Source organism: Sorangium sp. So ce1036 (assembly GCF_051369805.1).
GTDB lineage: Bacteria > Myxococcota_A > Polyangia > Polyangiales > Polyangiaceae > Sorangium > Sorangium cellulosum_F.
Genome location: NZ_JBBMOX010000001.1, coordinates 7858645 through 7869971 on the forward strand (window position 1 = coordinate 7858645; position 11327 = coordinate 7869971).

Here is an 11327-nt window from a genome sequence, read left to right on the forward strand (position 1 = left end):
CGTGGATCGCGCAGAGTCCAGCGGCATCGTCCGCGCGTCACGCCGTCTTGCAGGGCGTGCCCCGGAGGCCGTCGGACGTCGTCGAAGCGCTCGCCGCGCTCGAGACGGTCGCGGCCCGGTTGCGCGAGAGGAACGATCCGCGGGCGGTGTTTCCCGAGGTCTACGCCGTCATCACGCGTCGCGTGAAGGAGGCGGTGGTCGATGGCCGGGATGGGCGGTTCCTCGAACCGGCGTGGATCTCGCGCCTGGCCGGGATCTTCTGCGAGTACTACCTGGAGGCGCTCGCGGCGTCGCTGGAGGGGCGCACGACGGGCATCGAGGCGTGGGATGTCGCGTTCCAGTGCAATGGCACGCAGGGGACCGCGGCCGCGGTGCACGCCCTGCTCGGCATCAACGCGCACATCAACTACGACCTGGCCCTCGGGCTCTACCGGAACATCGTTCAGCACGGCGCAGCGCAGGACGCCCGGCTTCTCCGCCGCTACCGCCACGACCATGATCTTGTGAACGATGTTCTCGCGGCGGCGATGCCGGAAATCTTCGAGATCCTGCGCGAGCGCCACGGCTGCCCGCTCGCCCGGATCGCGACGGTGACCCGGGACGTGCAGCGCACGGTCTCGAGCGTGGCGCTCTTCCTGCTCCGGGGCTGGCGCGACCGGGTCTGGGGCGACCTGCTCTCCTTGCTCGCGGCCCGGGGCGAGGCGGACCGGCGGGCGGTGCTCGCCCGGATGAACCGGCGCTCGGGGAAGATCGCGCGGACGCTCTCCATGGGCAACGGGGCGCTCCGCGCCGGCGAGCCGCTCTTCCGGGGGGCCGCCCTCAGGCTGGCGCTGGCAGCCTGAGGCGGGCCATCCCCGCGAGCTGCCCGCAGGCGCCGCCCACGTCCCGGCCGCGCGGCCGCCGCACCAGCGTGGTCACGCCGTGGCCGGACAGCCGCGCCACGAAGGCGTCGAGCCGCTCCGCGGACGGCGGGCGGAGCGCCGGATCGGGGCCGGGGTTGCAGGGGATGACGTTCACCCGGCACCGGAGCCCGGCGACGTACGCCGCGAGGAGATCGGCGTCCTCCGGGGCGTCGTTGTAGCGGTCGAACAGCACGTACTCGAACAGCACCCGCCGGCCGGACGGCAGCGATCGCGCGAGCGCCTCCTTCAGCGCCGCCATCGAGAAGCGGGCGTTCACCGGCATGATCGCCTGCCGGCGGGCGTCGTCCGGGGCGTTGAGGCTGACGGCGAGCTCCGCGCGCGCCTCGCGGAAGAACGGCGCGATCTTGTCCGCCACGCCGACGGTGCTCACGGTCACGTGCGACGGCGCGAACCGGAACGCCCGCGGGTCGGTGAGCAGCCGGATCGCCTTCAGGACCTCTCCGAGGTTGTCGAACGGCTCGCCCATGCCCATGAAGACGAGGTTCCGGAGCGGCGCGCCGCCGCGCTCCGCCGCGATGGCGCGCGCGATCCGGACCTGATCGACGATCTCGCCGGCGGCGAGCTGCCGCGCGAGGCCGAGCCGCCCGGTCTCGCAGAACGCGCACGCCCTGGCGCAGCCGACCTGGCTCGAGACGCACAGCGTGGTGCGGGCGGGCCCCGGGATGAGCACCGACTCGATGAGCGCGCCGTCGCGCGCGCGCAGGACGAGCCGGAGCGTGTCGTCGGCGGAGGGCGCGCGCTCGGCGACCTCGAGCGAGGCGGCGGGGTCGAGCGCGAGCAGCGCCTCGTGCGCCCACGCCCCGACGCCCAGCGCGGCGAGCGCGCCGGCGTCCCAGGGGGGCTCCGGGGCGCCCGGGTCCGCGCCGAACGCATGGCGCACCACCTTGGCGGCCACCGCGCGCGCCGCGGACGCGGTTCCGCCGGCCCTGCGGAGGAGCTCCGCGAGCGAGGCGGCGTCGTGGTCGGCGAGCCGCGCGCCGGCGCGCGCGCTCCTCGGGGTCAGCGAGCGCGCGCCGACCTGCGCCCGCGCCGGCGGGTCACCGGCGAGGGGGGCCGGCGCGATCTCCTCGGGCATTTCCGGCAGGCGCATGCGCACCAGCTAGCACGCCGCGCCCCCCGCCGCGCGGCCAAGCGACGGCCGCCCCCACGCCGGCATCCGCCCGGCAGGAACGAGCGTGGGAGTCAACCGAAGCGCGCTCGGACGGGGCGCCGGAGAGGGCTCTCCGGAGATCGCGTGGCCAAGCTGTGGACAACCCTGTGGAGTCGCAAACCCGGCTCGATCCGGTGATTTTTGGGTTGCGGACCGGGGCCGAAGGAGGGAGTTTAGCGCCCGGAAGTTCTGCGGCGCGCTGGGCCGCGGAGTGCCCTATCGCAGAACATCGATGGAATCGGCGTGGTGGTGCCTCCATGCCCGGGTCTGGTCGTGCGGCCAGCGGCGGGGCGCGGAGGGGTTGCCGCCCGCGCAAATAGGAGGAGAGTCGGGCATCGAGGCGGTGCCAGGGCACCCGTGTGGGGTTTCCACAAGCTGGGCACAACCTGTGGATTACCGGCTCGCCCCCTGTGGGCTTCGAGGATCTCGAGGCGGGGGGCGGCGGGCCGGGGTGACGGCCCGGCCCGGGTGAACGGGGCGGTGCGCCGTCGAGTTTTTGTGGAGCTCACGGCCTCCCCGGTGGGATACGTTGCGCGCCGATGTCCGCAGGCAACGGCTCCGCTCCCCCGGCGAGGCGCGCGCGGCGCGCGCTGCTGGCGCTCGTTGCGGGGAGCCTCTCGGGGTGGCTCGCCGCCGGCGAGGCGGCCGCGCAGGGGCGGCCCGGGGATGCGCAGGCGGAGGCGGCCCTGACCGTGGCGCTGGGGACCGACTACCTCGAGACGCGCTTCGACCAGGCAGAGCGCAGGCTCCGGGCGGCCATCGACGCCTGCGGCGAGGCGGGGTGCTCGCCGGCGGTCAAGGCGCGGCTGTTCGTCGCGCTCGGGTCCGTGCTCGCTCAGGGCAGAAAGGAGCTGGGGGACGCGCGCGACGCGTTCGCGGACGCGCTCCGCGTCGACCCGTCGGCGCAGCTCGACCCGGATTTCGCGACCCCGGAGGTCACGTTTGCGTTCGAGCAGGCGCGCGCCGTGGTCGGCGCCGGCGCGCCCGCGGCGGCCGGCGCGCCCGCGGCGGCCGGCGCGCCCGCGGCGACCGGAGCGCCCGCGGCGGCAGGCGCGGCCCCGGTGCAGGAACAGGAGCGGCCGCGGCAGTGCCTCGACGACCGCCAGTGCAGCCGCGGGTTCGCGTGCGTCGGCGGCGCGTGCGTCCAGCGGGTCGAGAAGAAGGCCGCGCCCGAGGTCCGGAGGAGCTGGGTGTCCCTCTCCTTCTCCCCGGACGTCGCCCTGCTCTCGGGCCGGGACGTGTGCACGGTCGCGTCGCAGGCGGACAACCACTTCGTCTGCCTGCGCGGCGACCGGACCCGGTACGACGGCACCCCCACGCCGGACGTCGCGAACGACGTGAAGCTCGGGTTCGCGCTCGCGACGCTCCGCATCGCGCTCGCCTACGACCGGCTGGTGCTCGACAACCTCACGGTCGGCGCCCGGATCGGCTTCGCCGCGGGCGGCACGACGGACGGCGGCGCCTCGTTCCTGCCGCTGCACCTCGAGGCGCGCGCGCAGTACTTCCTGGCGGCGCGCCCCTTCGCGCGGCTCGGCGTCCGCCCGTTCGCGCTCGCGGCCGTGGGCGTCGCGCAGGTCGACGCCGAGGTCGACGTCGGCGTCCTCGAGGACGCCGGGGCGTGCGGGGCCGACCCTGCCGACATCGAGAGCCCGTGCACCCGACCGGGGCGGAGCGGACGGGTCGAGGCCCGGCAGCAGACGCTCGCCGCGACGCGGCAGGCGGGCCAGGGGTTCGCGTCGGTGGGCGCGGGCGTTGCCTATGCGCCGATCGAGGCGCTCTCGCTGAACCTCGCGCTCCGCGCGGGCATCACCTTTCCTGCCGTCACCGCCGTCCTCTCCCCGGAGGTCGGTCTTTCCCTGGGGTTCTGAATGACCGACACGTCGGATCAGCGCCGGGGCGCGACGCCCCCGGGCGCGCTGCGCAACCCGAAGATCGACGCGGCGATCGAGCGCGCCGTGGAGCTCGGCGATCCGGACGAGCTGCTCGCGCTGCTGGATCGCAGCTCCGGGCTGCCCGCCCGGCGCGGCGGGGGGCGCGCGCCCGGCCCGGACCTCGGCCCGAACGCGCCGTTGCCGCGCGTGAACCTGGATCTCGCACGGGCGGTGGGCGGGGCGATCGCCGACCGCGGCGCGCGGGCGGAGCGGCTCGTGCGCGCGCTCTGCTCGAGCGCCGAGGAGTACGCCCTCATCGTCGCGGCGCAGGCGCTCGCGGCGCTGGCCGGGCGGGCGGGGCAGGCGGGGCGACAGGAGAGCGCGGGCGGCGCGGCGCGCGCGGGGCGCCCGCGGCGGGCGCGCGGCGCGTTCGATCCGCTGGAGGAGCTCGAGCAGCTCGCCGAGGACCCGCGGCGCCTCGTGCGCGACGGCGTGGTCGCGGCGCTCCGCACGGTCATCGCGGCGCGCGGCGACGCGATGGTCGGGGAGCTGTCGACCTGGACCGACGGCTACCTGCAGGCGCACGCCGCGCTGGAGGCGCTGGCGGAGCGCACGCTGCTCACCCGGCTCGGGACGGGCGCGGAGGTGGTCGAGCGCCTGGAGGAGGCGTTCGCGCTGGCCGACCGCTCGCCGCGGGCCGACGAGCGGCTGCAGGGGCTGCGCCTGCTGCGGCGGGACATGCCCGCGCAGATCGCGACGCTTTCGGGCCGCTTCCCCGAGGTGGTGCGCTGGCTCGAGGAGAAGACGCGGGTGGAGCGGCCCGAGTCGCGCGAGGTGGTGGGGCAGGCGATCGCCGCGCTCCGGAAGGGCTCGTTCTCCGACGCGGAGACCGCCCGGCTCGCCGACGCGCTGGCCGCCACGGCGCCGCCGCCGCGCGACCCGTCGCGCATCGTCCAGGGGACGCGCAAGCGGAGCCGGGGGCGGCGGTAGGGCCGCGCCACCAGGTCTTGCCGGCCCGCCACGCGAGGCGGCCCCGGGTCACGGGAGCAAGCTGCACTCCGGCAGGGGAGTCCGGTAATCCATCGCCCGGGTGTTGCGCTCGAACTCGTCCAGGTTGTTCGGACAGACGACGTACCATCCAGCATCGGTGAAATCGCTCACCTGCCGGTGGATGGTGACCATGTCGTACGCGAGCAGGACGGTGTCGTAGCCCCAGCCGAACACCTTCTGGCCGAGGAGCACGTCGACATACCCGGCGCGCATGCGATCGAAGTACTCCGGGAGCGCGTCGAAGGCCACCGAGTGGATCTTCTTCTCCTTCGCCCGCTCGGTGAACAGCGGCGCATTGGCCGCGAGGTCCGGCTCGCCGAGCAGCTTGCTGTACGAGAAGAAGAAGCCTGTGATCTCGGGATCGTCCTGCAGGGCCGCCTCCGCCTGCTGCGTGCAGAAAGGATCCTTGTAGTCGCAGCAGAGGCACGGGAGGGTCGCGACGTTCGTCATGTCCGGATACTTCTTCAGCGCGTCGGAGAACCCGGCGAGCCGGTCCACGAACGTGCCCGCCGGCGTGGGGGAATAGACGCCCTCGCCATCGTCCTCCATCATCGTCTGCAGGGCGATCTTGCCGGTCTTCCCGTTGAGGGTCGCGAGCGCATCCATGAGGAACGCGGCAGCGGCCCTGTTGTCCATGCCGTAGTAGGTATGGCGCTTGCTCGCCGGGGCGTCGCCGCCGTACGTGACGACCTTGACGCCGGCGTCCACCGCCTGGTCGATGAGATCGCGCTCGCAGACCCCGTCGAAGACATCGATGACGATCGCGTCCACCTTGCGGTCGATGGCCTCCTGCAGCACCTTCATCTGCGGCCGGGACGCGAAGCAGGGGTCGTCGGAGCCCGTGGTCCCGTCGTCCGCCAGCTCCAGACACTCCGGCTCCAGGATCGTCACCTCGACCGGCCGTTCGCTCGTGGCCAGGAGCTCCGTCCTCGCCTGCCTGGCGCCCGCGCGGGCCAGGTCGTGGAACCGATTGCACTCGCTGTGCGTGATGTAGGCGATGGCCACCGGATCCACCGCTTTGACTTCGTCCCCGCCGCAGGCGAGCACGCCGGTCGCCAGAATGATTGACCCCGAGACGGCTCGATAACGCATGAGTCCCCTCCTCCTTCGAATCCATTGACACCGATCATCGCGACGAGGCGAGCGACGCACTCAACCATGCTGCCATCCCCTCCCGGTCTCCTCGCCCCCGATCCGGAGAGGGTCAAACGGCCGCGGGCGTCCGAGGGCCTACCAATGGCCTCGATGGCTCAGCGCGTAGGCGATGCCGCCCCGCAGCGTCCCCGCGGTGACCACGCCCTGCAGGTCGACGCCGAGCTCGATCAATGTCCGCGCGATCGCCGGCTGGATGCCGGTGAGCACGACCTTGGCCCCGAGCAGCCCCGCCGCCCGCGCGGCCTCCACGAGCATCTCCGCGACCTGCACGTCGACCGATTTCACGCCCGTGATATCGATGATCGCGATGTGGGCCGCGTGCTGCTCCACGCCGTGGAGCAGCGCCTCCAGGATGCGGTCCGCCCGCGAATCGTCCACGAAGCCGATGAGCGGCATGACGAGCACCCCCTCGGCGATCGGCAGGAGCGGCGTCACGAGCTCCCGGATCGTGTCCTGCTGCGCCGCGATGAGCTCGTCCCGCGCCGCTTCCCGCTCGCGCTCTGCCGCCTTGACCCCCGTGATGTCGACGGAGATCCCGGCGATCGAGCCCTCCGGGATCCCGTCGCCCCCGACCGGGAACTTGATCGAGAAAAACGTCCTCTCCCCCCGGGGGAGCGGCACGGTCTCCTCGGCCTCGAGCGGGACGCCCCGCTGGCGAACCACGTTGTCGACGTCGCCGTAAATGGACGCGACCTCAGGCGGAAACAGATCGCGATCGGTCTTTCCGAGCAAGCTGCCCGGGGCCGCCCCGAGCAGCTCTTCCAGCGAGCGGCTCGCCAGGAAGAACGCTCCGGCCCGGTCCTTCGCATACATCAGGACGGGCGCGCGGCTGCAGAACGCCGCGAGCAGCGTCTCGCTCCGGCGGAGGCGCTGCTCGCGGCGCCGTCGCTCGGTCACGTCCTCGGCGGTGAAGAGGATCTCGCGCGCGCATCCCTCCTCGCTCCGGGCGAAGAGCTCGGCGCGGACCGCGAAGGTGCGCTCGTCGCCGTCGCGCCCGCGCGCCCGCAGCTCGCACTCGACCACCTCGCCCTCGCGCGCCGCCTTGAGCCCCGCCGCGCGCGTGATGAGGCGGGCGACGTCATCGGGGTGGATGCGCTCGGAGACCACCGCGAGTCCGCGCGCGGACAGATCCTCACGCGCGCAGCCGAGCGCGCGGGCGAGCGCGGCGTTGTGCGCGGTGAGCCGCCTCTCCTCGATATCCACGACACACGCGATCGCCGACACAGCGTCGAGCATCCGCTGGGCGCGTGAGCCGTTCGGGTCCTGCTCTTGCGTGGCCCTGGTGTCCATCATCCCCGCACGTCCTCCATCCTCGCACGTCCTTCCCTCATGCCGGCTCCCCTCACCGCCCGCTGCCGCCCGCGCCGCCAAAACCCCCCTCGCCGCCGCTGCCGCCCGCGCCGCCAACCCCCCCCTCGCCGCCGCTGCCGCCCGCGCCGCCAAACCCCCCCTCGCCGCCGCTGCCGCCCGCGCCGCCAACCCCCCCCTCGCCGCCGCTGCCGCCCGCGCCGCCGGCTGCACCGGAGCCGTCGGCCCCGCCGGAGCCGGACACATCCTCCCCGCCGCCCCCGGGGTTGCCGCCGCCCGACGTGGCTCCGCTCGAGTGAGCCGAGCCGCCCGCCGGGAGACAGGCAGGCTCGTTGGCGTAAGCGGGGACGATGCAGCCCACCTCCGCAGGGTGGCCCACCTCGATGCAGCCGCATGCCACGAGCCCCGGGACGCTCGCGAGGAGCGATTGAAGGATCGCTTGTCTCATTGGAATGCCTCGCCGCCGGCGCGCCCGATCTGCCGGCCGCTCGATGGACTGGGAGCGCGGGCCGCCGCGCCGGCGCCGCTCGCCTCTGGCGCATCGTCGAGATGGACCTCGATCCCCGCGAAGATCGTGAGCCGATTGACCAGCGCGAGGCTCGCGGAGGGGCCCTCCTCCACGAGGTAGCGTGGATGCCCCTGGTTCGGCCCGACGACGAACGGCTCATGGGCCGAGAGCGCGTACTGCCCGCCGATCGTGTAGCCAGCGCCCTCCACCCCGGGTATCGCGCCCGTCAGCGCCGCGCGGAGCTCGAGCTGCGGCGGCGCCTCGGGGCGCGGGTCGAGGTTCGACGGGTCGCCCCCGTAATATGCCTGGTCGGCGATCCGACGGCCCATGTAGGCGGCCGCGAGCGAGACGGCGCCGGCGCCGACCTCGTAGGAGATGCGCGCGTTGCCGTACACCTGCGGAGCGACGGTGACGGGGACGTCCTCGCCGGTGCCGAACCGCGCGTTGCGGACGATCTGCGGCTCCGACATGCGCCGGCGCGTCAGGGCGAACGTGGCGTTCATGCCGAGCCGAAGCCGTCGCTCGAGGAAGCTCGTCTCGTATCCGACGTTCGTTCCATAGTTCCTGATCCCGGGCACGTTGTTGTACCGGGAGACGCTGGGCGCGCGGGCTTTCAGCATCTGAAGCTCGATGACGTGCTGCCAGTCCGAGGCGAACCCCGCCGCCGTGAAGGCGTGCGCGCCGGAGCGGAACGACGCGACCGCCTCCAAGGACGAGACGTTCTCCGGCTCGAGGCCGTCCGGGCTCGGGAGGAGCCTGCCGCTCACGTAATAGAGCTCGACGAAGCTCGGCGCGCGGAACGCCCTCGAGTAGATGAGCTTGAGCGAGACCCGATCGTCCGGCGTCACGATCAACGCGGCGCGCGGCGAGACCGCGTTGGCGACGTAATCGAGCGGGATGCGCGAGTCGAGGTCGATCCGGACCCCCGCGTTGAGCGCGAGGGACGGGATGGGGCGGATCGTCTGCTGCACGTAGGCGCCCAGCGCGACCTCGTCCTCGACGCGATGGCCGCCGCCGTGCCAGCGCGTCTGCGCGGGATCGGAGCCATAGCTCTTGCCCGTGAGCTCGTCGAACGCCACGGCCTCGTAGGCGGACGTGCGCAGCCGCCCGTCGAGCCCCACGAGCGTCGAGACGGTCCCGTCGCGCAGCCAGTCGAAGCGCCCCTGGAGCTCCAGCCCGACCCAGCGGGAGAGGAACAACGACTCCTTCCGGCACGGCCCGGTGGGGCCGGCCGGGCACTGCTCGGGATCGATCGATCCGAGCGGCACCCCCGGCACGGGCGCGTCATGGCCCACCACGTAACGCGAGCGCAGGAGACGGCTGTACCCGAAGTACCCGCGCGCCTCGCCCTCGATCCTCTCGTCGAGGCGGGCGCGATAGCTCAGGCTCGCCAGCGCCAGCGCGTGGGTGTTGACGTTGCGCGCGTCGTCATAGGCCCCCACGCGGTTCTCGTGAAGGTCCATGAGCGGAGCGGCCCAGTCCGAGTGCGTCATCCGCGCGGCGGCGCTCAGATCGCCTGCGTCGAGGCGCACGTAGCCGCCGACCTTGCGCCGGAACCACTGCTCCTTCACCGGACCGCCCCAGGTGCCCGGCTCGGCGTGCGGGCCGAGATCCACGGCCGGTCCGCTGTGTGGGCCCGCGGCCATCTCCTGCTTCGGAAAGCGGATGTGCGGCCCCTTGAAGTCGTCGAGCTCGACGGCCGCGACCGCGCCGCCGGGCTCCCCGAGCAGCGTGAGGCGGCGCCCGTAGCTCAGCGAGACCGAGTTGTCCCGGCCCAGGCTGCCGTGGCCGCCCGGCGCCATGATGTCCCCTGACGCGTCGAGCGGCGGCGACGCGCCGAGCGTCACGGCGGCGCGCACGCCGGGGAGATCCGCGGCCCTCTTCGTGACGACGTTGATCACCCCCAGCATCGCCTGCGCGCCGTAGAGCACCGAGCCCGGCCCCAGGATCACCTCGATGTGATCGACGATGTCGATCGGGATGTCGTGCAGGAAGACGGTCCCGCCGCCCTGCTCGTTCACGACCATCCCGTCGAGCACGACCAGCACGTGGCTGTTCCCGTCACGGGTCAGCGCGACCCCGCGCGCGCCGACCTCCGGCGCCGACATGCGCGTGTGCGCGAACGCGCCGCTCGCGAGGAAATTCAGCGCCTCGTCGAGGCGCCGCACGCCGAAGAGCTTGAGCTGCGCGCCCGTCACCACCGACGACATGGCGGGCGCGTCGCTCGCGCGCTCGGCGGTGCGGGAGGCGCCGGAGACGACGCTCTCCTCCAGGATCTCGAGGAGCGCGCCGACGTCGTCGGCCCGCGCCTCGCGCGAGGGGGAGACCCAGAGCGCGAGCGACGCTGCGCAGAGCAGAGCCAGTCGGGTCGAGCTCACGTCAATAGATCCTTGCCAGCTTGAGGATGGATGAAGGGAAATCGACGCGCTGGGCGCGCGCCTGCGCGAGGTTGATGCTCATGCGCGGCTTCCCGTTCGCCACGTCGACGCCGAGCACGATCCCCTGCGTGACATAGGGCTCCACGGCCGCGACGCTCAGGACGCCGCTGCCCGCGAGGGCGCCGCGTATCGCGGCGACCTCCCTCGCCAGGCCCGGACAGACATAAACGACGTTGATCGCGCGCTCGCGGCACAGCGCGGTGAGCTCGAGCGGCGTCGAGTACTCGGCGCCGAGCACCAGGATCGGCCGCTCGCGCACCTTGCCGATGTCGAGCAACGCCTTCCTCATCTGGTGAGCGGCGCTCGCCGACTCCGCGTCGCCCGCCTTCGAGAGCAGCACGATGGAGACGTGACCCGTCACCTTGTCCCAGAAGCCCCGGTCATAGGGCAGGATGCGCGTGACGATCTCCGCTTGCACGGCGAACGGCGCCGTCGCGGGCTCCGCCAGGGTGTCCCCCGGGGCGCTCGCGACCGCGGCGAACAGACCGAGCACGAAGGCGCGCCGGGGGAGCGTCACGTCGCGCGTTCCTTCGGCCGCGACATGAGAGAGAGCTTGCGCAGGCGGAGCGCCGCCTGCACCTGCGGGGTGAGCGCGAGGAGGTCGCCCTTCTTGCCGAAGACGCCGTCGAAGCCGAGCTCCGCGTACCGCCGCCCCGCCGCGGCGTCGGTGGTGTAGAGATAGAAGAGCGGCGGCGCCTCGCCCGCGGGCACCGCGGACCGGAGCGAGCTCACGATCTGGCTGCCATCCAGGCCCGGCATGTGCAGGTCGATGATCACGAGATCGCAGCCGCGCAGGTGGCGCGCCGTGCCGACGAGCTGCGTCGTCGTGACGACGTCGTACCCTGCGCTGGAGAGCTCGACGCGGATCCGCATCAGCACGATCTCGCTGTCGTCCACCACGAGGATGCGTCCGGCCTGGGCCAT

The 11327-nt window shown here is 73.4% G+C and carries 10 protein-coding genes; 3 read left to right on the plus strand and 7 right to left on the minus strand.

Features of this window, described 5'->3' with window-relative positions:
- The first annotated feature begins 56 nt into the window (after positions 1–56).
- Positions 57–842 carry a DUF5995 family protein gene (locus tag WMF31_RS29540; RefSeq protein ID WP_436605149.1) on the plus strand — a complete coding sequence of 262 codons (786 nt, stop codon included), beginning with the start codon at positions 57–59 and terminating at the stop codon, positions 840–842.
- On the opposite strand, the gene rlmN is transcribed toward WMF31_RS29540, so the two are convergent.
- The gene (gene rlmN, locus WMF31_RS29545) at positions 820–2013 is read right to left on the minus strand and encodes a 23S rRNA (adenine(2503)-C(2))-methyltransferase RlmN (RefSeq protein WP_436605150.1); all 1194 of its coding nucleotides are present in this window, start codon (positions 2011–2013) and stop codon (positions 820–822) included. The genes WMF31_RS29540 and rlmN overlap by 23 nt on opposite strands.
- 599 nt (positions 2014–2612) lie before the next feature.
- On the opposite strand from rlmN, the gene WMF31_RS29550 reads away from it, so the two are divergent.
- A complete protein-coding gene (locus tag WMF31_RS29550) occupies positions 2613–3941 on the plus strand; it encodes a hypothetical protein (protein ID WP_436605151.1) in 1329 nt (442 codons plus the stop codon).
- On the plus strand, positions 3942–4934 hold the full coding sequence (locus WMF31_RS29555; RefSeq protein ID WP_436605152.1) for a hypothetical protein: 993 nt from the start codon (positions 3942–3944) through the stop codon (positions 4932–4934).
- Between the two features lie 48 nt (positions 4935–4982).
- On the opposite strand, the gene WMF31_RS29560 is transcribed toward WMF31_RS29555, so the two are convergent.
- From WMF31_RS29560 to WMF31_RS29585, 6 genes are all read right to left on the minus strand, one after another.
- On the minus strand, positions 4983–6086 hold the full coding sequence (locus tag WMF31_RS29560) for a substrate-binding domain-containing protein (protein ID WP_436605153.1): 1104 nt from the start codon (positions 6084–6086) through the stop codon (positions 4983–4985).
- A 138-nt stretch (positions 6087–6224) separates the two neighbouring features.
- Entirely contained in the window at positions 6225–7442 is a 1218-nt protein-coding gene (locus tag WMF31_RS29565; protein ID WP_436605154.1) for a PAS domain-containing protein, read from the minus strand.
- 49 nt (positions 7443–7491) lie between these two features.
- Positions 7492–7905, minus strand: a complete 414-nt coding sequence (locus WMF31_RS29570) for a hypothetical protein (protein ID WP_436605155.1) — start codon at positions 7903–7905, stop codon at positions 7492–7494.
- Positions 7902–10343: a TonB-dependent receptor plug domain-containing protein gene (locus tag WMF31_RS29575; protein WP_436605156.1), complete on the minus strand. Its 2442-nt coding sequence runs from the start codon at positions 10341–10343 to the stop codon at positions 7902–7904. Before WMF31_RS29575 ends, WMF31_RS29570 begins: the two co-directional genes overlap by 4 nt.
- Before the next feature lies 1 nt (position 10344).
- On the minus strand, positions 10345–10920 hold the full coding sequence (locus WMF31_RS29580) for a YfiR family protein (RefSeq protein WP_436605157.1): 576 nt from the start codon (positions 10918–10920) through the stop codon (positions 10345–10347).
- Positions 10917–11327 (minus strand): response regulator, encoded by a 411-nt coding sequence (locus WMF31_RS29585; RefSeq protein WP_436605158.1) that lies wholly within the window; start codon positions 11325–11327, stop codon positions 10917–10919. Before WMF31_RS29585 ends, WMF31_RS29580 begins: the two co-directional genes overlap by 4 nt.

Coding starts and splice junctions, on each gene's coding strand:
- rlmN (WP_436605150.1), bottom strand. CDS start 2,013: ATGCGCCTGCCGGAAATGCCCGAGGAGATCGCGCCGGCCCCCCTCGCC.
- WMF31_RS29550 (WP_436605151.1), top strand. CDS start 2,613: ATGTCCGCAGGCAACGGCTCCGCTCCCCCGGCGAGGCGCGCGCGGCGC.
- WMF31_RS29555 (WP_436605152.1), top strand. CDS start 3,942: ATGACCGACACGTCGGATCAGCGCCGGGGCGCGACGCCCCCGGGCGCG.
- WMF31_RS29560 (WP_436605153.1), bottom strand. CDS start 6,086: ATGCGTTATCGAGCCGTCTCGGGGTCAATCATTCTGGCGACCGGCGTG.
- WMF31_RS29565 (WP_436605154.1), bottom strand. CDS start 7,442: ATGATGGACACCAGGGCCACGCAAGAGCAGGACCCGAACGGCTCACGC.
- WMF31_RS29570 (WP_436605155.1), bottom strand. CDS start 7,905: ATGAGACAAGCGATCCTTCAATCGCTCCTCGCGAGCGTCCCGGGGCTC.
- WMF31_RS29585 (WP_436605158.1), bottom strand. CDS start 11,327: ATGGCCCAGGCCGGACGCATCCTCGTGGTGGACGACAGCGAGATCGTG.